The following is a 19,335-nucleotide window of genomic DNA, read 5'->3' as shown; positions in this document are numbered from 1 at the left end:
TTGAGGTGGGGAGCCCGGACTTCATCGTAAAGATCATTTGTGAAGAAATACGCAAGGGGGTATTGAAAGGTCTGTCCTGACGAAATGCGTCAAAACCCTATTTAGGGAAGGCCTTGTAAGTTGTTGATTTATTAACGATGAACTGAATGAGTAGAAAAAAGGGTTAAAGGCATCAGAATTGATTATTTTCTTTTATGACAATAGGATAGCGATGTTTGCTTTCAGTGCACTGCCGTACAGGTAGCTTAGAAAATTTTTACCCCGGTATGTCATACATTGCACCCGTGCACTGCCGTACAGGCAGCTTAGAAAGCTACGATCTGTCACATTCAGCACGTCACCACGTGCACTGCCGTACAGGCAGCTTAGAAAACCATCGACCACGACCACCACACCGCCAGAAGGTGCACTGCCGTACAGGCAGCTTAGAAAATGGCCCCAGAAGGGGGATGGGGTAGAAATTGGTGCACTGCCGTACAGGCAGCTTAGAAAGTTATACTGAACCCTTTGGTGAAACTCATAACGTGCACTGCCGTACAGGCAGCTTAGAAATGGCGCGTTAAGCGCTTGAGCCAGCCCACCAGGTGCACTGCCGTACAGGCAGCTTAGAAAAGCCTCCGCACGTATAAGCGCCGGCTGACTGCGTGCACTGCCGTACAGGCAGCTTAGAAAAGTAGGTCTGGCCGTCCCTTTTTTCAGACAGTGTGCACTGCCGTACAGGCAGCTTAGAAATTCCGGCTGCAGCTCGTTCACGACAGGGAAGTGTGCATTGCCGTACAGGCAGCTCAGAAAGCAAATAAATGGCAGCGGCAGACGGGCGGTGTGTGCACTGCCGTACAGGCAGCTTAAAAAGAATTAACCGACAGTTCCGGGAGCAGAGACATTTTTACTGCCGTTCAGGAAGATTTATAGCAACCTGGCTGTCAACAATGCCGGGTGGCGCTGCGCTTACCCGGCCTACAATCGGCCAAAATTTCAAGGAAATGGTAGGGCAAAACGCAAGACGCGTGCTGGATTAACAGGCTAATCCATGCTTCATATGGTTCAGTTCTATTGGGTGAAGCGAAAAAGCAATAACTGGCAAATAGATAAAACCCCACGTCAGGGCGCGGGGTTTGCTTAGTGATTACTGAGCGGCAAACAGACCCAAATGTTCTTTAGCGTAAGCTTCAAAATCGGTGCAGCCGCCAATGTGTTTCTGATCGAGGAAGATCTGCGGTACGGTTTCAACCGGTTTACCCACGGTTTTTTCCAGATCGGCTTTGGTGATGCCTTCTGCGTGGATATCCACATAGCGGAAGTTAAAGTCATCACGCTCTTCAGTCAGTTTTTCAGCCAGCTCTTTTGCGCGCACACAGTAAGGGCATCCTGGACGACCAAAAATTACTGCAAACATTTCTCTCTCCTCAAAAAACAAGCCTGACGGCGAATGACACGTATAGTGCACGATAACCTGCCGTCATTAAAGTAGGTTTCGCCTGTCGCTTTAATATCCTTGAGCTATGTTTCGCCAATTACATGCCGCGCATCATTGCCTATACTGGCTGCCACACGTATTAAGCAAGACAAAGAGAGAGACGATGACGCCAACAATTGACCTGCTCCGTTCCCACCGTTCTATCCGCCACTTCACCGATGAGCCCATTACCGAGGCGCAGCGTGAGGCCATCATCGACAGCGCCAGAGCCACCTCCAGCTCCAGCTTCCTGCAGTGCAGTTCGATTATTCGCATTACCGACAAGGCCATGCGCGAGCAGCTGGTGACGCTCACGGGCGGGCAGAAGCATGTAGCCCAGGCCGCCGAGTTCTGGGTATTCTGCGCTGACTTTAACCGCCACCTGCAAATTTGCCCTGAAGCCGAGCTGGGGCTGGCAGAACAGCTGCTGCTGGGCGTGGTCGATACCGCACTGATGGCGCAAAACGCCTTCACGGCGGCGGAATCGCTGGGATTAGGCGGCGTGTATATCGGCGGGCTGCGTAACAATATTGAAAGCGTAACCGAACTGCTGAAGCTGCCGAAGCACGTCCTGCCCCTGTTCGGTCTCTGCCTCGGCTGGCCTGCTGACAACCCGGATCTCAAGCCGCGCCTGCCTGCAGCGATGCTGGTCCATTAAAACCACTACCAGCCGGTCGACCTGGATGTTCTGAATCAATACGATGAAGAGCTGGCGCATTATTACATGACGCGCGGCAGCAATAACCGCCGCGATACCTGGAGCGACCACATCCGCCGTACCATCATTAAAGAAAATCGTCCGTTTATTCTCGATTATCTGCACAAACAGGGCTGGGCGACGCGCTAGTCCATTCGGTATGATACGCAGGCTTTTCCCATGTCTTTAGAGAGGTGCAGGGTGAAAATTGCCATTTTGTCCCGGGATGGAACGCTCTATTCATGCAAACGCCTGCGAGAAGCGGCGGCAAAACGCGGACATCAGATTGAGATCCTCGATCCGATGTCCTGCTATATGAACATTGACCCTGCTGCTTCCTCGATCCATTACAAAGGCCGCAAGCTACCGCATTTTGATGCGGTGATCCCCCGCATCGGCTCGCAGATCACCTATTACGGTACGGCCGCGCTGCGCCAGTTTGAAATGCTGGGCAGCTATCCTCTCAACGAATCTGTCGCCATTTCCCGCGCCCGGGATAAGCTGCGCTCGCTGCAGCTGCTCGCCCGCCAGGGTATCGATCTTCCGGTCACCGGCATCGCTCACTCCCCGGACGACACCAGCGATCTGATCGACATGGTGGGCGGTGCGCCGCTGGTCATCAAGCTGGTGGAAGGCACACAGGGTATTGGCGTGGTGCTGGCAGAGACGCGACAGGCAGCAGAGAGCGTGATTGACGCCTTCCGCGGCCTGAATGCGCACATTCTGGTGCAGGAGTACATCGAAGAGGCCAAAGGGCGCGATATCCGCTGTTTCGTGGTGGGCAATGAGGTGGTGGCGGCCATTGAGCGTCAGGCGAAAGAGGGCGATTTTCGCTCCAACCTCCACCGGGGCGGCGTTGCACGGGTTGCTGATATCAGTGAGCGCGAGCGGGAGATTGCCGTGAAAGCGGCGCAAACGCTGGGGCTGGACGTGGCAGGCGTAGACCTTCTGCGCGCAACGCGCGGGCCGCTGGTGATGGAAGTGAATGCCTCGCCCGGGCTGGAAGGGGTAGAAAAAACCACCGGTGTCGATATTGCAGGTAAAATGATTGCATGGATTGAGCGTCATGCCACGCCGGGCTACTGTCTTAAAACGGGTGGTTAAATGGATTACCGCGCACTTTTTGAGTACCCTATGCGAAGTTTTTACTAAAGAGGCTCCACCGCGATGGATTTACAGGTCGTTCCAACACTGGATACGTTACGTCAATGGCTTGATGATGCCGGAATCACCTTCTTTGAATGTGATTCCTGCCAGGCGCTGCATCTGCCTCACATGCAGAATTTCGACGGCATTTTTGATGCCAAAATCGATCTCATTAACGACGTGATCCTCTTCTCTGCGCTGGCAGAAGTTAAGCCGTCTGCGCTGCTGGCGCTGGCCTCTGACCTCTCTGCGATCAACGCCAGTTCTTTGACGGTGAAAGCATTCCTCGATATACAGGATGATAATCTGCCAAAACTGGTCGTTTGCCAGTCTTTGTTCTCCGGCGCGGGGCTCTCCTTCAAGCAGTTCGCCTGGTTTATGCGTTTGAGTGAAGAGCAAATTTCAATGGTTATGATGGAAGCCAATGCACACCATCTGCTGTACAGCGCGGAAGACGATGCAGAGAATAATGATGCATCTCCCAATTTTCTTCACTAAGCCTGTCTGACTTTTGCGCAGTCGCTGCCAGAGCGGCTGCATAACGCCATTTATTCTGCTGCTTTTAACCTTTCTTTAAAGAATTTTTCACCTCCTCAAAGGCCATTTCGGCTTATCACGTAGACATAACCTGCATAAAAAATTGATAAAAGGCGTTTTTTCGTCTGGGCTATAGCCGGAGATACGGGCTACAGTTATTCTTGCGATGCTTAAAAAAGCGAGCGGATCCTGCCGGGTAAAGAGGTTTCTTTTTATTTTGAGCAGAGCGACAAACTATGCATGATTTTTGCATATATCCAGATTGCACAGTTTTAGTTCGTTTGTTAACGAGCTTTCAGAAGGAATAACACTATGATCGCCTTGAATAAAAAATGGTTATCGGGTCTGGTTGCGGGTGCTCTGATGGCCGTCTCTGCCGGCACGCTCGCTGCGGAACAAAAAACGCTGCATGTTTATAACTGGTCTGACTATATTGCCCCGGACACGGTGGCTAATTTTGAAAAAGAGACCGGCATTAAAGTGGTCTACGACGTGTTCGATTCCAACGAAGTGCTGGAAGGCAAACTGATGGCAGGCAGCACCGGTTTTGACCTGGTGGTACCGTCCGCAAGTTTCCTGGAGCGTCAGCTGACCGCAGGCGTTTTCCAGCCGCTGGACAAGAGCAAGTTACCAAACTGGAAAAACCTCGACCCGGAAGTGCTGAAGCTGGTCTCTAAGCATGACCCGGAGAACAAATACGCCATGCCGTATCTGTGGGCGACCACCGGTATTGGCTACAACGTGGATAAAGTCAAAGCGGCGCTGGGCCCGGACGTCAAGCTGGACAGCTGGGACGTGGTGCTGAAGCCGGAGAACCTCGCCAAGTTGAAAAGCTGCGGCGTCTCCTTCCTGGATGCCCCGGAAGAGATTTTCGCCACCGTGCTGAACTATCTTGGCAAAGATCCGAACAGCAACAAGGCGGATGATTACACCGGCCCGGCGACCGATCTGTTGCTGAAGTTGCGTCCGAATATCCGTTACTTCCACTCTTCACAGTACATTAACGACCTGGCTAACGGCGACATCTGCGTGGCAATTGGCTGGGCAGGGGACGTCTGGCAGGCGGCTAACCGTGCGAAAGAGGCGAAAAACGGCGTGAATGTCTCCTACTTCATTCCGAAAGAGGGGGCGCTGGCCTTCTTTGATGTCTTCGCCATGCCTGCCGATGCGAAAAACAAAGATGAAGCGTATCAGTTCCTTAACTATCTGATGCGTCCGGAAGTGATTGCCCATATCAGCGACCATGTCTACTACGCCAACGGTAACAAGGCCTCCTTGCCACTGATTAGCGAAGAGATCCGTAATAATCCGGCTATCTATCCGCCAGCGGATGTGTTTGCCAAGCTCTTCACCCTGAAAGTACAGGATCCAAAAATTGACCGCGTACGTACCCGTGCGTGGACCAAGGTGAAAAGCGGGAAATAACGGCGTTTGGTAACGTTGCCCGGTGGCGCTATCGCTTACCGGGCCGACACAACCCGTAGGCCGGGCAAGCGTTCGCGCCGCCCGGCGATGCGCACCCTGACGGTGCGTTTGCACCAGTTTTGATCTATGCCGGAGAACACCCCGTGAATGACGCGATCCCCCGCCCGCAGGCGAAAGTCCGTAAAGCGCTGACCCCGCTACTTGAAATTCGTAACCTCACCAAATCTTTCGATGGCCAGCATGCCGTGGACGACGTCAGCCTGACTATCTACAAAGGCGAAATATTTGCCCTTCTCGGGGCGTCTGGTTGCGGTAAATCAACCTTGCTGCGCATGCTGGCCGGGTTTGAACAACCTACCGCCGGGCAGATTGTGCTGGATGGCGTGGATCTCTCCAGCGTACCGCCGTATCAGCGTCCGATTAACATGATGTTCCAGTCTTACGCACTGTTCCCGCATATGACGGTGGAGCAGAACATCGCGTTTGGCCTGAAGCAGGACAAGCTGCCAAAAGCCGAAATCACCGCGCGTGTGGCGGAGATGCTGAGTCTGGTGCACATGCAGGAGTTCGCGAAGCGTAAACCGCACCAGCTTTCTGGTGGTCAGCGTCAGCGCGTGGCACTGGCCCGAAGCCTGGCGAAACGCCCGAAACTGCTGCTGCTTGATGAGCCGATGGGTGCTCTGGATAAAAAACTGCGCGACCGTATGCAGCTCGAAGTGGTGGATATCCTCGAACGCGTAGGCGTGACCTGCGTGATGGTCACCCACGACCAGGAAGAGGCCATGACCATGGCCGGGCGTATCGCGATCATGAACCGCGGTAAGTTCGTGCAGATTGGCGAGCCGGAAGAGATTTATGAACACCCGACTACCCGTTACAGCGCGGAGTTCATCGGCTCGGTGAATGTTTTTGAAGGGCTGCTGAAAGCGCGTGAAGAAGACGGGCTGATCATCGAATCGCCGGGGCTGCAGCATCCGCTGAAGGTCGACCCGGATAACTCCGTGGTAGACAACGTGCCGGTCTATATCGCCCTGCGACCGGAGAAAATCATGCTCTGTGAAGATCCTCCGGCCGATGGCTTTAACTTTGCCGTGGGCGAAGTGGTGCACATTGCCTATCTGGGCGATCTCTCTATCTACCACGTCCGTCTGAAGAGCGGGCAGATGCTCAGCGCCCAGCTGCAAAACGAACATCGCTACCGTAAAGGACTGCCGACCTGGGGCGACGAAGTGCGTCTGTGCTGGGATGCGGACAGTTGTGTCGTGCTGACGGTATAAGGAGCGGCCAATGAGTACACTTGAACCGCCAGCCCGCGTCGAAAAACCGGGCGGCTTTGCGCACTGGCTGGCGCGCATGCAGATGAACCACGGCCGCAAGCTGGTGATTGCCATGCCTTACGTGTGGCTGATCCTGCTGTTCATGCTGCCGTTCCTGATCGTTTTCAAGATAAGCCTGGCGGAAATGGCGCGGGCGATCCCGCCCTACACCAATCTGCTGGACTGGGCAGACGGCCAGCTGACGCTGACGCTTAACCTTGGCAACTTCCTGCAGCTGACGGAAGATCCGCTTTATATCGAAGCCTATTTGCAGTCACTGCAGGTGGCGGCGATCTCCACGCTCTGCTGTCTGCTGATGGGCTACCCGCTGGCATGGGCGGTGGCGCACAGTAAGCCCTCGACGCGCAATATTCTGCTGCTGCTGGTGATCCTGCCGTCGTGGACCTCGTTCCTGATCCGCGTCTACGCGTGGATGGGGATCCTGAAAAATAACGGGGTGCTGAATAACTTCCTGATGTGGTTAGGGGTTATCGATCAGCCGCTGACTATTCTGCACACCAATCTCGCGGTCTATATCGGGATTGTATATGCCTACCTGCCGTTTATGGTGCTGCCGATCTATACGGCGCTGACGCGTATCGACTACTCGCTGGTGGAAGCCTCGCTGGATCTGGGCGCCCGTCCGCTGAAGACTTTCTTCAGCGTGATTGTGCCGCTGACCAAAGGCGGGATTATCGCCGGGTCGATGCTGGTGTTCATTCCGGCGGTTGGGGAGTTTGTGATCCCGGAACTGCTCGGCGGCCCGGACAGCATCATGATTGGCCGCGTGTTGTGGCAGGAGTTCTTCAATAACCGCGACTGGCCGGTAGCCTCCGCGGTGGCGATCGTGATGTTGCTGCTGCTGATCGTGCCGATCATGTGGTTCCACAAGCATCAGCAGAAACAGATGGGAGACCACGGATGAACAACTTACCGGTAGTGCGCTCTCCGTGGCGAATTGCGATCCTGGTGATCGGCTTTACCTTCCTGTATGCGCCGATGCTGATGCTGGTGATCTACTCGTTCAACAGCTCCAAACTGGTCACCGTATGGGCAGGCTGGTCGACGCGCTGGTACAGCGAACTGTTCCACGACGATGCGATGATGAGCGCGGTGGGGCTGAGCCTGACCATCGCGGCGCTGGCGGCCACGATGGCCGCGGTGCTGGGCACCATCGCCGCGCTGGTGATGGTGCGCTTCGGGCGTTTTCGCGGCTCGAACGGTTTTGCCTTTATGATCACCGCGCCGCTGGTGATGCCGGACGTGATCACCGGCCTGTCGCTGCTGCTGCTGTTTGTGGCTCTGGCGCATGCCATTGGCTGGCCGGCGGATCGCGGCATGCTCACCATCTGGCTGGCGCATGTGACCTTCTGTACCGCGTACGTGGCGGTGGTCATCTCCTCGCGTCTGCGCGAGCTGGATCGCTCCATTGAAGAGGCGGCGATGGATCTCGGTGCCACGCCGGTGAAGGTCTTTTTCATCATCACGCTGCCGATGATTATGCCTGCGGTGATCTCCGGCTGGCTGCTGGCCTTTACCCTGTCGCTCGACGATCTGGTGATCGCCAGCTTTGTTTCCGGGCCAGGGGCGACGACGCTGCCAATGCTGGTCTTCTCCAGCGTGCGCATGGGGGTGAACCCGGAGATCAACGCCCTGGCGTCGATTATCCTCGGCGTGGTCGGAATTGTCGGATTTATCGCCTGGTATTTGATGGCGCGCGCGGAAAAGCAGCGCGTGCGCGATATCCAGCGTGCAAGACGCGGCTGAAGGAATTATTATTTCCAGTGATGTGCCGCGCATGACGCGGCACTGTTTTTCAGGGAAGTAAAACATTGGGATTATTAAAAAAATCACGTCTTACGCACGCTCGTCCAAACGTACCTGCGCTGGTGCAGGTGGCGGCGCTCGCTATTATTATGATCCGCTGTCTTGATGTACTGATGATCCTCAACACCCTGGGGGCGCGCGGCATCGGTGAGTTCATTCACCGCAGCGTGCAAACCTGGAACCTCACGCTGGTATTCCTCAGCAGCCTTGTGCTGGTGTTTATCGAAATCTACTGCGCGTTTTCGCTGGTTAAAGGGCGCAACTGGGCGCGTTGGATCTATCTGCTGACGCAGGTGACCGCCGCCAGCTATCTGTGGGCCGCCTCGCTGGGCTATGGCTATCCGGAGCTGTTCAGCATTGCCGGTGGATCCAAACGCGAGATCTTCCATGCGCTGGTCATGCAGAAATTACCCGATATGCTGGTGCTCCTGCTGCTCTTTGCTCCAGCCTCAAGCCGGCGGTTCTTCCGCCTGCAATAATGTGTATAATCGCAGCCCTCGTTATTCTTAAGGTTTTCCTATGCAGTGCGCACACTATGACGCCGGACGCTGCCGCTCCTGTCAGTGGATAGAACAGCCGGTCTCTCAACAACTCACCGCCAAAATGGCCGACCTGCAACAGCTGCTGGCTGAACATGCGGTGGGTGAGTGGTGCGCCCCCGTCAGCGGCCCGGAGCAGGGTTTTCGTAATAAAGCCAAAATGGTGGTCAGCGGCAGCGTAGAAAAACCGCTGCTGGGCATGCTGCATCGCGACGGTACGCCGGAAGATCTCACCGGCTGCCCGCTTTATCCTGCCTCGTTTGAGCCGGTCTTCGCGGCACTCAAACCGTTTATTGCCCGCGCGGGGTTAACGCCTTATAACGTCGCCCGTAAGCGCGGCGAGCTGAAATATCTCCTCCTGACCGAAAGCCAGATGGACGGCGGTATGATGCTGCGTTTCGTGCTGCGCTCGCAAGCCAAGCTGGAACAATTGCGCGCGGCGCTGCCGTGGCTGCAGGAGCAGCTTCCGCAACTGAAGGTCATTACCGCCAATATTCAGCCGGTGCATATGGCGATTATGGAGGGGGAGACAGAGATCTTCTTCACCGGGCAGCATGCGCTGGCGGAAACGTTCAACGACGTGCCGCTGTGGATCCGCCCGCAAAGTTTCTTCCAGACCAACCCGACGGTGGCGAGTGCGTTATATGCCACCGCCCGCGACTGGGTAAGGGCGTTAAACATCCATCATATGTGGGATCTGTTCTGCGGTGTCGGGGGCTTTGGTCTGCACTGCGCCACGCCCGAGATGCAGCTGACCGGGATTGAGATCGCCGCCGAAGCGATTGCCTGCGCGAAACAGTCTGCCGCTGAGCTCGGATTAACCAATCTGCACTTCCAGGCGCTGGACTCCACGCAGTTCGCGACCGGCCAGGGCAACGTACCGGAGCTGGTGCTGGTCAACCCGCCGCGCCGGGGCATTGGCAAGGCGCTGTGCGACTATCTGAGCCAGATGGCGCCGGATTACATTATTTACTCCAGCTGCAACGCCCGTACCATGGCGACAGATATCGCTCATCTGCCGGGCTACCGCGTTGAACGCGTTCAGCTTTTCGATATGTTCCCGCATACCGCGCATTATGAAGTGTTGACGTTGTTGGTGAAAACGCGCTAATCCTTAACATCGCCCGGTGGCGCTGCGCTTACCGGGCCTACAAGTTCGGGTAGGCCGGGTAAGGCGTAGCCGCCACCCGGCTTTGTTTGCTTACCCCAGTAATGCGACTCCCGCCTCTGTTTTTAGCCAGCGTGGCGCTTTCAACTGGTCGGCAAAATAGCCTGTCAACTCAAAGAGCAGATCGCCCATTACGCGCGCTGACTCCGGCGCAAGTACTCCCCCAAGGACAGAAAGGATAAGTTAAATCCTGCGAGGCTGATTCAGAAAATACAGAGGCGATCGGTTGAGTGGTTTGTTAGCCCGCAAATCTTCAACAAAATGTGAACTCTTCAACCCTGCGAAATCAGGTAAGCTTACGTCATAAGAGATGAAATAAGGCTTACCCATGAAGCAGATCCTGCTGGTGGAAGATGACCACGATATCGCGGCACTTCTGCGACTCAATTTAGAAGATGAAGGCTACACCATCACCCACGAGCCCGACGGCGGCAACGCGTTACAGTGCCTTGAAAAACAGCCGTGGGACGCGGTGATCCTCGATCTCATGCTCCCCAACGTCGACGGCCTGGAGATTTGCCGTCGTATTCGCCAGATGACCCGCTACCTGCCGGTGATCATTATCAGCGCCCGCAGCAGCGAAACCGATCGGATCACCGGCCTGGAAACCGGCGCGGATGATTATCTGGCAAAACCGTTCTCGGTGCAGGAGCTGATTGCGCGCATTAAGGCGCTGTTCCGCCGCCAGCAGGCGATGGGGCAGGCGCAGAGTGCCGGGAATATTCAGGCGCATGGCCTGACGATCGACCCGCTGGCCCGCAGCGTGCTGCTTCACGGCCAGATAGTGGATCTCACCCCGCGCGAGTTTGAACTGCTGTACTTCTTTGCCCGCCATCCTGGCGAGGTCTTCTCGCGTCTGGCGCTGCTGGAGCAGGTGTGGGGCTATCAGCACGAAGGTTACGAGCATACCGTTAACACCCATATCAACCGCCTGCGCATCAAGATTGAAAAAGACGCTGCCGAGCCGGAGATCATTCGCACCGTCTGGGGCAAAGGTTATAAATTTGCGGAGCCGCACCATGATGCGCCGCTTTAGCCTGAGCCAGCGCCTGACGCTGCTGTTCATTTTATTGATGATGCTCTGTGCCGCCGTCGCCTGCGCCGTCCAGCTCTACAGCAGCATGCAGTATGGTAACGCCATGGTTCAGCGTCTCTCTGGCGGCCTGGCGCAACAGATCGTGCAGCGCGAACCAATTCTGAACGCCCAGGGCAGGGTCGACCGTACCGCGCTGAAACCGCTCTTTGACAGGCTGATGACCTTCAACCCGAGCGTGGAACTGTACGTCGTCTCCCCGGATGGCGATATTCTGGCCGATGCCGCCCCGCCTGGCCATATTCAGCGACAAAGCATCAATCTCGCGCCGGTACAGGAGTTCCTCAGCGGTGCGGCCATGCCGGTTTTTGGCGACGATCCGCGTAGCCAGAACAAAAAAGTGTTCAGCGCGACGCCGTTACGTCAGGACGGCGAGCTTAAAGGCTATCTGTATATTATTTTACAGGGCGAGGAGTCGAACGCGCTGGCGGACATGGCCTGGCACAAGGCGCTGTGGAGTACGGTGCTCTGGTCAATGCTGTGGGTGGCGCTGTTTGGCCTGCTGGCGGGCTTACTGATCTGGTACTGGGTCACGCGTCCGGTTAAACGATTGACGCGTGAAGTGGCCGGGCTGGAGCATGACAGCATGAGCGCGATACGCGCGCTGGCGGTCCAACAGCCGGATGTGGCAGCAAAAGATGAAGTGGCGCTCCTGCGTAACAATTTTATCGAGCTGGCACGCAAAATCACCCACCAGTGGGATCAGCTGGCCGACAGCGACCGCCAGCGGCGGGAGTTTATCGCCAATATTTCCCACGACTTACGCACGCCGCTGACTTCGCTGCTGGGCTATCTGGAGACGCTGTCGCTGAAATCCGCCACCCTGACGCCGCAGGAGCATCAGCAATACCTCGCCACGGCGTTGCGTCAGGGGCAAAAGGTGCGTCATCTGTCACAGCAGTTGTTTGAGCTTGCGCGTCTTGAGCACGGCGGCATCAAGCCCCAGCGCGAGCGTTTTGCGATGGGAGAGCTTATTTCCGACGTGGCGCAAAAGTTTGAGCTCACGGCGCGCACGCGCGAGCTTCAGCTCCAGATAGACGTTCCCGGGCCGCTGCCGCTGGTGTATGCCGATGTCTCGATGATAGAGCGCGTGGTGACCAATCTGCTGGATAACGCCATCCGCCATACCCCCACCGGCGGCAAGATCCGTCTCGCCGTATGGCAGGAGAATGAAAAGCTACAGGTTGAGGTGGCCGATTCAGGAACCGGTGTGGATGCCGCGCTGCGCGACGATCTGTTCCAGCGGCCTTCAGCGTTGAATCCGCAGGCAACGCGGGAGAATCGCGGTGGGTTAGGGCTGTTGATTGTCAAACGGATGCTGGAACTACACGGGGGAGGGATCAGGCTGATGGAGTCGGTGAGCGGGGCGCGATTCAGGTTCTTCGTGCCGTTGTGAGAGAGTGCCGGGTGGCGCTGCGCTTACCCGGCCTACAACTTCCCCCGTAGGCCGGGTAAGGCGAAGCCGTCACCCGGCAAAAAAAGTTACTGCGGGAACCACTGGTCGCTGATTTTCTGATATGTACCGTCAGCTTTAATCGCCTTCAGCGCGCCGTTCAGTTTTGCCAGCAACGCTTTGTTATCCGGACGCACCGCAATGCCCAGACCCGTACCGAAGTACTGCGGATCGGTCACTTTTTCGGTTGCCGTACCGAGCTGCGGGTTGGTTTTCAGCCATTCGTTTACGACCGCGGTGTCACCAAATACGCCATCGATACGGCCATTTTTCAGATCGATAATCGCGTTCTGATAGCTGTCATACGCCACGGTTTTCACTTCAGGATGTTTGTCCTGCAGGTACTTCTGGTGCGTGGTGCCGTTTTCCATCCCGATGCGTTTGCCTTTCAGCTCATCAAAGGATTTATAAGCCCCTTTCTTCGCAATGACCACCGCCGAGTTGGCGTAGTACGGGTCGGTGAAGGCCACCTGCTTGCTACGCTCTGGCGTGATGTCCATACCGGAGATCACCGCGTCGTATTTTTTAAATTTCAGGGACGGGATCAGGCTGTCAAAGGCATGGTTGGTAAAGGTGCAGTCGGCCTGCATCTGTTTGCACAGCGCTTTCGCCAGATCGATATCAAAACCCACGATCTGGTTGCTGGCATCCAGCGATTCAAATGGTGGATACGTGGCAGAAACGCCGAAATTGATTTTATCGGCAGCCGTTGCGCCTGCGGCAAACGTTGCCAGTAATGCGGCCAGAACTAACTTTTTCATTGTAATACTCCCGTCTGTAGGTCTTATGAAAGTACAATGCCATTTAATGAATTTATATTCAATATAAATGATTAAATATTTATTGTGGAATAAAAAAAAGCGGATAACCCATCAGGTTATCCGCTTTATCAATACCGTTTTATGCATTTACGTGATTAATTTCTGCGCTCAAATGCCAGCGCTTTACGCTCGATCAGGCGCATCATCAGCGTCAACAGTCCGTTAACCACCAGATACACCACGCCTGCCGCGCCAAACACCATCACATCGTAGGTGCGTCCATAGAGCAGTTGCCCGTGGCCCATCACTTCCATCAGGGTGATGGTGTAGGCCAGCGAGGTACTCTTGAACACCAGCACCACTTCGTTGGAGTAAGAGGAGAGGGCACGCTTAAAGGCGTACGGCAGCAAAATGGCCAGCGTATCTTTTTTGCTCATGCCGAGCGCGCCGCAGGACTGCCATTGTCCTTCCGGAATGGCGCGGATCGCTCCGTAGAACAGCTGAGTGGTGTAGGCGGCGCTGTTCAGTGAAAGGGCGATCAGGGCACACAGCCACGGCTCAGAGAGCAGATGCCAGATAACCGGATACTCCTGTAGCGACGGGAACTGGCCCGGGCCGTAGTAAATCAGGAAGATCTGCACCAGCAGCGGCGTACCGGTAAAGAGGGTGATATAGCCGCGCACAATCCACACCAGCACCGGCGTTTTCAGCGTCAGGATGATGGTAAAGATCAGCGCCAGGATCAGCGCCACGATGATGGACGCCACGGTCAACGTCAGGCTGGTGTGCAGCCCTTTCATCAGCTCGGGTAAATAGTCCAGCATCAGCCTGGTCTCCGTTCAAAGCGCGTCGCACGCAGGTCAATACGCTTAAGGATGTACTGACTCAGCAACGTGATCACCAGGTAGATAGCCGCCGCCACAATGTACCAGGTAAACGGCTCCTGGGTGCGGGTAGCGATGCTTTTGGTTTGCAGCATTAAATCGTTAACGCTTATCAGGCTCACCAGCGCGGTATCTTTCAGCAGCACCAGCCACTGGTTCCCTAAACCCGGCAGGGCATGACGCCACATCTGCGGCATCACCAGGCGGAAGAAGATCGCCGCTTTCGACATTCCCAGCGCCTGGCCAGATTCCCATTGTCCTTGCGGTACCGCTTTCAGCGCACCGCGCAGGGTTTGCGACGCGTACGCAGAATAGAGCAGGGAAAGGGCAATGACGCCACAGAGGAACGGGCTGACGTCGAAGTTTTCAATCTGCATCTGCACCGGGATCTGCACGACGCCAAGATTGAGGGTAAAGCCGTCCGACAGCGTCAGCAGCAGCTGTGAGGAACCGAAATAAATAAACAGGACCACCAGAATCTCCGGTAGCCCACGCAGCACGGTGACCAGCGCGGAGCCAGTCCAGGCGACAGGGAACCACTTTGCAGATTCCCATACCGCAAAGAACATCGCCAGCACCAGGCCGATAATCAGTGCGCAAACGGCAAGGCCGACGGTCATCCCGGCGGCGCTTGCTAAAGGAAGAATTTCATTCATCAGGAATTACTTCTGGAACCATTTTTTATAGATGGTTTCGTAGGTGCCGTCTTTCTTCACTTTTTCCAGCGCAGCGTTGAATTTCTGCTGCAGCTCAGTGTTGCCCTGACGAACGGCAATCCCCAGACCTGTGCCGAAGTAGTCCTTATCGGTCACTTTGTCGCCCACCGGCGCGAGTTTATCGTTGGCTTTCAGCCATTCGGTCACTACCGCGGTGTCACCAAACACGCCATCGATACGGCCATTCTGCAGATCCAGCTTCGCGTTCTGGTAGCTGTCGTAAGGCACGGTGGTGATTTCCGGATGTTTATCCATGATGAATTTCTGGTGCGTGGTGCCGTTCTGTACGCCCACTTTTTTGCCTTTCAGCTGGTCAACAGAGGTAAATTTCCCTTTCTGACCAATAAACAGGGCGGAGTTGTCATAGTACGGCGTGGTGAACAGCACCTGCTTTTCACGCTCTGGGGTGATGTCCATACCGGCCATCACGGCGTCGATACGGCGGAACTTCAGGCTTGGGATCAGGCTGTCAAACGCCTGGTTGCTGAAGGTACAGGTCGCGTCGATCTCTTTACACAGCGCGTTAGCCAGATCGACATCGAAGCCCACAATCTTGTTGTTGGCGTCGATAGATTCAAACGGAGGATAGGACGCTTCGGTGGCGAAACGGATGGTCTGGGCTGCGGTAGCGGAAAGGCAGACGCTAGCGAGCAGCGCGGCAATCAATACTTTTTTCATTATCATTTTCCCTGGCACTCTCAGTGAGATAAGTAGTTTTTGAAGGCATCGGTTTGCGGGTTGGTAAAGCAACTCGCATCACCTTGCTCAACGATATACCCGTTTTCCATGTAGACCACACGGCTGGCGGTTTTACGCGCCACTTCCACTTCATGGGTGACGATGACCTGAGTAATGTTGGTTTCCGCCAGCTCACGAATGATGCTCACGATCTGGGCGGTGATTTCCGGGTCCAGCGCGGCGGTCGGCTCATCAAACAGCAGCACCGCTGGCTCCATCATCAGCGCACGGGCAATCGCCACACGCTGTTGTTGACCCCCGGAGAGATGCAGCGGATAACGATCGCTGTAGGGCTTAAGGCGCAGACGCTCCAGCAGCTTTTCAGCACGCGCCATCGCCTGATCCTTGCTCAAACCGAGAACGCGGCAGGGCGCTTCAATCAGGTTTTGCAGGACGGTCAGGTGCGGCCAGAGGTTGTATTGCTGGAAGACCATGCCAACGTTTTGACGCAGTTCACGAATCGCTTTATCGGACGGCGTTTTCGCAAAATCAAAGTGGTTACCGGCGATAGCCAGCGTTCCTGAACGGGGCATTTCAAGCAGATTAAGGACACGCAAAAGAGAACTTTTACCCGCGCCACTTGGGCCAAGCAAAACCAGCGTTTCGCCTTCCGGGCACTCCAGCGTGATGTCGAACAGCGCCTGGTGTGCGCCGTAGAAGCAGTTAATGCCGTTTAGTTTAATACTCATCGGGGCAGTCTTTACTCATCCAGGCAATCTATAGCAATTGAGGCCGCAGATAGTACCGTTGACAGAATAGTTATGCAATATTTCTGCGTTAAAAGTTAAATATAACCCGTAATACCCCTTAAACATAGCACAAAATAGCGAAGCCCAAGGTCGGCGAGTATAAATGTCGGCATTCCGCATGAAATGCCGCACATTTTTCGGGGTTTACAATTCTGAAACAGTGGGTTTAGCGATTCTCAATCGACTGGCGCAGCGTGCCTGCCGGGGCATGTACGCTCCCGCCGATATAGCGTACGTCATCCACCGCCCAGCACTGGCCTTCGCGGATCATCAGCACTTCATCCTGCCAGGTTTGGGTGCCCTGGGTCAGCTTCACACGCAGGGGGATGTTACGCGCATCGGTGTTCGGGATGGTCGAGGCGCTGGCCACCTCGGCGCTGTCCGGCAACGTCGTGCGACTGGAGAACGGATCGGATTTCAGCAGCGCGTTGTGCTGCGGATCGCGCGTGGCATCGTTCAGCAGTTTTGCCAGCCCATCGCTCAGATACGGACGCAGGCCGGTGAGATCGTTGCTGCGGTGTTGAATGCGATAATCATAGAACTGTTGCGCCACGGTATCCGGGCCGCCCTCTATACAGGGGCCGCTGCGGGTACCGATATCCTTAAAGGCTGGCGTGACCGTGGTGGTACACGCGCTGAGCACCAGCGCGCAGGGCACCAAAAGCGTTAAAGCAGAGTAGCGCACGTTGATTTCCTTATTTATTAACTATCCTTTCAATCATAGCGTAACGAACCGATAATGCTGGTGAAGTTATGGGCTAAGGCATTGAACGCTAAAGAAGGAGAGAAACCATGCAGTTTTCAACAACGCCAACCCTGGAAGGGCAGCCGATTACCGAGTATTGCGGTGTGGTCACGGGCGAAGCCATTCTGGGGGCCAACATTTTTCGCGATTTCTTTGCCGGTATCCGCGATATCGTCGGCGGCCGCTCTGGCGCGTATGAAAAAGAGCTGCGTAAAGCCCGGGAAATCGCCTTTAAAGAGCTGGGCGAACAGGCCAAGGCACTGGGGGCGGATGCGGTCGTGGGAATTGATATTGACTACGAAACCGTCGGTAAAGAAGCGAGCATGCTGATGGTGAGCGTAAGCGGTACGGCGGTGAAAACCCGTCGATGAAACGCGCGTTTTCAACACTCCTGCTGGCGCTGTTGCTGGCAGGGTGCGCCACGGAAAAAGGCATTGTGGATAAAGGCGCCTATGAACTGGATACCCGCCACCAGGCGCAGGCGGCCTATCCGCGCATCAAGGTGCTGGTTATCCACTATACGGCGGATGACTTTGACAGCTCGCTGGCCACGCTGACGGACAAGAACGTCAGCTCCCACTATTTGATCCCGGCGAAGCCGCCCGCGCCGGACGGTAAACCGCGTATCTGGCAGCTGGTTCCCGAGAACGAACTGGCCTGGCATGCGGGTATCAGCTTCTGGCGCGGCACCAACCGCATTAATGATACGTCGGTTGGCATTGAGCTTGAGAATCGCGGCTGGCAAAAAACGGCCGGGGTAAAACACTTTTCCCCGTTCGAACCCGCGCAAATTGCGGCCCTGGTGCCGCTCGCAAAAGACATTATTGCCCGCTATCACATTAAACCCGAGAACGTGGTGGCCCATGCGGATATCGCGCCTCAGCGCAAGGACGATCCCGGTCCGCTGTTCCCGTGGCGCGAGCTTGCAGAGCAGGGGATTGGCGCCTGGCCCGACGCGTCCCGGGTGGCGTTCTATATGAACGGGCGGCCACGGTATCAGGCCGTGGAGACCGCAGCGTTACTCGATTTGCTCGCGCGTTACGGTTACGAGGTCCCCGACAACAGCACCCCCGCTCAGCAGAAGCGCATCATTATGGTCTTCCAGATGCACTTCAGGCCGCAGCTGTGGAACGGCGTGGCAGATGTGGAAACGCTGGCCATTGCCGAAGCACTTTTAGAGAAATACGGGCAGGGGTAATCCTTCGGGATTAACCCGAATGCCTCGTTTTTGTGAGATTGATCATAAGATTAATCTTAAGTACATTCTCAATTCATTTTAAGTAAATTGATTTAAAATCGCCCTCAACTAAGATTGATTCATCGATTCACAGCATGAATCAAATTAAAGAAACAGTCCTCTTCTGGTTTTTTTAATTTCAAAAAGAATACCAACACATTTTACGGCAACGTAACGCCTTGCCGGACAATTTTCTTATTTAAACATCTTAATTGGGTATAATAATGTTAAGCATTTTTGGTAAAAAAACACGTCCCCATCATGAAATGGAAGCCATTATTTCTGCAACGGCCGGGTATGAAGAAAAAACGTTAAGAAAATGGCAAAAAATATCAACCTGCAACTCCGATAATATTCACATTATCGTCAGCGGAGAAGTCGAATTCCGCCGCAGTTCTGATGACTTATGTATGTTTACGTTACAGGGACAATGTATCTTTGGTCTCTCCGCTATTTTCTACAATTCTACGCATATGCAGGGCGTGGTGCGCAGTAATACCGTGGTTCGTACCATACATAAGGACGAATTCCAGCAGTTAATGACTCAGCACGGGCTGTGGCCTGAACTGACTAAAGTGCTGGCATGGTATATCTGTTTGCTCAGCAAGCGTGATGATGTTTTGGTTGCCCGCAGCGCGTACTCCGTCGTCCGTGAATTCCTGATAGAAATTAACGAACTGATTGTTGATCATCAGCGAGATATTAATATTTATGATTATATTCAGGAATACACCAACCTGGCACGTAGCACCATTATTAAAATTCTCTCAGACCTGAAAAAAGGTCAATATATTGTGGTCGAAAAAGGGCGACTGATTAGCCTGACCTCCCTGCCGGAAAAATATTAA

20 protein-coding genes, 1 pseudogene and 1 CRISPR repeat array are annotated in these 19,335 nt (G+C 54.9%); of the genes and pseudogenes, 14 read left to right on the top strand and 7 right to left on the bottom strand.

Annotated features, from left to right (window positions below):
• Nucleotides 1–224: 224 nt before the first annotated feature.
• Nucleotides 225–852: a CRISPR direct-repeat array (repeat unit 28 nt; unit sequence GTGCACTGCCGTACAGGCAGCTTAGAAA).
• A 274-nt stretch (nucleotides 853–1,126) separates the two neighbouring features.
• The gene (locus APU11_RS25840) at nucleotides 1,127–1,396 is read right to left on the bottom strand and encodes a GrxA family glutaredoxin (RefSeq protein ID WP_006809455.1); all 270 of its coding nucleotides are present in this window, start codon (nucleotides 1,394–1,396) and stop codon (nucleotides 1,127–1,129) included.
• A 184-nt stretch (nucleotides 1,397–1,580) separates the two neighbouring features.
• Between APU11_RS25840 and nfsA the strand changes: the two are divergent.
• From nfsA to APU11_RS25780, 11 genes and pseudogenes are all read left to right on the top strand, one after another.
• Nucleotides 1,581–2,303 (top strand): annotated as a pseudogene (gene nfsA / locus APU11_RS25835) (nitroreductase NfsA).
• Nucleotides 2,304–2,354: 51 nt separating this feature from the next.
• Nucleotides 2,355–3,257 (top strand): 30S ribosomal protein S6--L-glutamate ligase, encoded by a 903-nt coding sequence (rimK, locus tag APU11_RS25830; RefSeq protein ID WP_013097373.1) that lies wholly within the window; start codon nucleotides 2,355–2,357, stop codon nucleotides 3,255–3,257.
• A gap of 63 nt (nucleotides 3,258–3,320) precedes the next feature.
• Nucleotides 3,321–3,797: a YbjN domain-containing protein gene (locus tag APU11_RS25825; protein WP_003858385.1), complete on the top strand. Its 477-nt coding sequence runs from the start codon at nucleotides 3,321–3,323 to the stop codon at nucleotides 3,795–3,797.
• 351 nt (nucleotides 3,798–4,148) lie between these two features.
• On the top strand, nucleotides 4,149–5,261 hold the full coding sequence (gene potF / locus APU11_RS25820) for a spermidine/putrescine ABC transporter substrate-binding protein PotF (protein WP_013097372.1): 1,113 nt from the start codon (nucleotides 4,149–4,151) through the stop codon (nucleotides 5,259–5,261).
• A gap of 143 nt (nucleotides 5,262–5,404) precedes the next feature.
• Entirely contained in the window at nucleotides 5,405–6,538 is a 1,134-nt protein-coding gene (potG, locus tag APU11_RS25815; RefSeq protein ID WP_013097371.1) for a putrescine ABC transporter ATP-binding subunit PotG, read from the top strand.
• A gap of 10 nt (nucleotides 6,539–6,548) precedes the next feature.
• Entirely contained in the window at nucleotides 6,549–7,502 is a 954-nt protein-coding gene (potH, locus tag APU11_RS25810) for a putrescine ABC transporter permease PotH (protein WP_048971437.1), read from the top strand.
• A complete protein-coding gene (potI, locus tag APU11_RS25805) occupies nucleotides 7,499–8,344 on the top strand; it encodes a putrescine ABC transporter permease PotI (RefSeq protein WP_020689897.1) in 846 nt (281 codons plus the stop codon). The genes potH and potI overlap by 4 nt, the downstream gene beginning before the upstream one ends.
• A 65-nt stretch (nucleotides 8,345–8,409) precedes the next feature.
• On the top strand, nucleotides 8,410–8,883 hold the full coding sequence (locus APU11_RS25800; protein WP_040022848.1) for a YbjO family protein: 474 nt from the start codon (nucleotides 8,410–8,412) through the stop codon (nucleotides 8,881–8,883).
• 40 nt (nucleotides 8,884–8,923) lie between these two features.
• Nucleotides 8,924–10,054: a 23S rRNA (uracil(747)-C(5))-methyltransferase RlmC gene (rlmC, locus tag APU11_RS25795; RefSeq protein WP_058650629.1), complete on the top strand. Its 1,131-nt coding sequence runs from the start codon at nucleotides 8,924–8,926 to the stop codon at nucleotides 10,052–10,054.
• A gap of 385 nt (nucleotides 10,055–10,439) precedes the next feature.
• Complete coding sequence (locus tag APU11_RS25785) at nucleotides 10,440–11,147, top strand: response regulator transcription factor (RefSeq protein ID WP_020689900.1); 708 nt, start codon at nucleotides 10,440–10,442, stop codon at nucleotides 11,145–11,147.
• Nucleotides 11,131–12,600: an ATP-binding protein gene (locus tag APU11_RS25780; RefSeq protein ID WP_044158735.1), complete on the top strand. Its 1,470-nt coding sequence runs from the start codon at nucleotides 11,131–11,133 to the stop codon at nucleotides 12,598–12,600. The genes APU11_RS25785 and APU11_RS25780 overlap by 17 nt, the downstream gene beginning before the upstream one ends.
• Nucleotides 12,601–12,686: 86 nt before the next feature.
• On the opposite strand, the gene artJ is transcribed toward APU11_RS25780, so the two are convergent.
• The 6 genes from artJ to APU11_RS25750 form a co-directional block, all read right to left on the bottom strand.
• Nucleotides 12,687–13,418, bottom strand: a complete 732-nt coding sequence (gene artJ, locus APU11_RS25775) for an arginine ABC transporter substrate-binding protein ArtJ (RefSeq protein ID WP_013097364.1) — start codon at nucleotides 13,416–13,418, stop codon at nucleotides 12,687–12,689.
• A 155-nt stretch (nucleotides 13,419–13,573) separates the two neighbouring features.
• Complete coding sequence (artM, locus tag APU11_RS25770) at nucleotides 13,574–14,242, bottom strand: arginine ABC transporter permease ArtM (protein ID WP_013097363.1); 669 nt, start codon at nucleotides 14,240–14,242, stop codon at nucleotides 13,574–13,576.
• Nucleotides 14,242–14,958: an arginine ABC transporter permease ArtQ gene (gene artQ / locus APU11_RS25765; protein WP_013097362.1), complete on the bottom strand. Its 717-nt coding sequence runs from the start codon at nucleotides 14,956–14,958 to the stop codon at nucleotides 14,242–14,244. The genes artM and artQ overlap by 1 nt, the downstream gene beginning before the upstream one ends.
• A gap of 6 nt (nucleotides 14,959–14,964) precedes the next feature.
• Complete coding sequence (gene artI / locus APU11_RS25760) at nucleotides 14,965–15,696, bottom strand: arginine ABC transporter substrate-binding protein ArtI (RefSeq protein ID WP_058650630.1); 732 nt, start codon at nucleotides 15,694–15,696, stop codon at nucleotides 14,965–14,967.
• Nucleotides 15,697–15,716: 20 nt separating this feature from the next.
• Nucleotides 15,717–16,445 (bottom strand): arginine ABC transporter ATP-binding protein ArtP, encoded by a 729-nt coding sequence (artP, locus tag APU11_RS25755; protein ID WP_013097360.1) that lies wholly within the window; start codon nucleotides 16,443–16,445, stop codon nucleotides 15,717–15,719.
• A gap of 226 nt (nucleotides 16,446–16,671) precedes the next feature.
• Nucleotides 16,672–17,190 carry a lipoprotein gene (locus APU11_RS25750; RefSeq protein ID WP_013097359.1) on the bottom strand — a complete coding sequence of 173 codons (519 nt, stop codon included), beginning with the start codon at nucleotides 17,188–17,190 and terminating at the stop codon, nucleotides 16,672–16,674.
• A gap of 107 nt (nucleotides 17,191–17,297) precedes the next feature.
• Between APU11_RS25750 and APU11_RS25745 the strand changes: the two genes are divergently transcribed.
• From APU11_RS25745 to APU11_RS25735, 3 genes are all read left to right on the top strand, one after another.
• Nucleotides 17,298–17,621, top strand: a complete 324-nt coding sequence (locus APU11_RS25745) for a heavy metal-binding domain-containing protein (protein WP_029883199.1) — start codon at nucleotides 17,298–17,300, stop codon at nucleotides 17,619–17,621.
• Nucleotides 17,618–18,448, top strand: a complete 831-nt coding sequence (locus tag APU11_RS25740) for an N-acetylmuramoyl-L-alanine amidase (RefSeq protein ID WP_013097358.1) — start codon at nucleotides 17,618–17,620, stop codon at nucleotides 18,446–18,448. The genes APU11_RS25745 and APU11_RS25740 overlap by 4 nt, the downstream gene beginning before the upstream one ends.
• 263 nt (nucleotides 18,449–18,711) lie before the next feature.
• Nucleotides 18,712–19,335 (top strand): helix-turn-helix domain-containing protein, encoded by a 624-nt coding sequence (locus APU11_RS25735; protein WP_058650631.1) that lies wholly within the window; start codon nucleotides 18,712–18,714, stop codon nucleotides 19,333–19,335.

It is taken from the genome of Enterobacter sp. 50793107 (assembly GCF_001463365.1).
In the GTDB taxonomy this organism is placed as follows: domain Bacteria; phylum Pseudomonadota; class Gammaproteobacteria; order Enterobacterales; family Enterobacteriaceae; genus Enterobacter; species Enterobacter cloacae.
The sequence above is the reverse complement of the archived record's forward strand: the minus strand, read 5'-3'. Positions and strand labels throughout refer to the sequence as shown.

Coding starts and splice junctions, on each gene's coding strand:
- APU11_RS25840 (WP_006809455.1), bottom strand. CDS start 1,396: ATGTTTGCAGTAATTTTTGGTCGTCCAGGATGCCCTTACTGTGTGCGC.
- APU11_RS25825 (WP_003858385.1), top strand. CDS start 3,321: ATGGATTTACAGGTCGTTCCAACACTGGATACGTTACGTCAATGGCTT.
- potF (WP_013097372.1), top strand. CDS start 4,149: ATGATCGCCTTGAATAAAAAATGGTTATCGGGTCTGGTTGCGGGTGCT.
- potH (WP_048971437.1), top strand. CDS start 6,549: ATGAGTACACTTGAACCGCCAGCCCGCGTCGAAAAACCGGGCGGCTTT.
- potI (WP_020689897.1), top strand. CDS start 7,499: ATGAACAACTTACCGGTAGTGCGCTCTCCGTGGCGAATTGCGATCCTG.
- rlmC (WP_058650629.1), top strand. CDS start 8,924: ATGCAGTGCGCACACTATGACGCCGGACGCTGCCGCTCCTGTCAGTGG.
- APU11_RS25785 (WP_020689900.1), top strand. CDS start 10,440: ATGAAGCAGATCCTGCTGGTGGAAGATGACCACGATATCGCGGCACTT.
- APU11_RS25780 (WP_044158735.1), top strand. CDS start 11,131: ATGATGCGCCGCTTTAGCCTGAGCCAGCGCCTGACGCTGCTGTTCATT.
- artJ (WP_013097364.1), bottom strand. CDS start 13,418: ATGAAAAAGTTAGTTCTGGCCGCATTACTGGCAACGTTTGCCGCAGGC.
- artM (WP_013097363.1), bottom strand. CDS start 14,242: ATGCTGGACTATTTACCCGAGCTGATGAAAGGGCTGCACACCAGCCTG.
- artQ (WP_013097362.1), bottom strand. CDS start 14,958: ATGAATGAAATTCTTCCTTTAGCAAGCGCCGCCGGGATGACCGTCGGC.
- artI (WP_058650630.1), bottom strand. CDS start 15,696: ATGAAAAAAGTATTGATTGCCGCGCTGCTCGCTAGCGTCTGCCTTTCC.
- artP (WP_013097360.1), bottom strand. CDS start 16,445: ATGAGTATTAAACTAAACGGCATTAACTGCTTCTACGGCGCACACCAG.
- APU11_RS25745 (WP_029883199.1), top strand. CDS start 17,298: ATGCAGTTTTCAACAACGCCAACCCTGGAAGGGCAGCCGATTACCGAG.
- APU11_RS25740 (WP_013097358.1), top strand. CDS start 17,618: ATGAAACGCGCGTTTTCAACACTCCTGCTGGCGCTGTTGCTGGCAGGG.
- APU11_RS25735 (WP_058650631.1), top strand. CDS start 18,712: ATGTTAAGCATTTTTGGTAAAAAAACACGTCCCCATCATGAAATGGAA.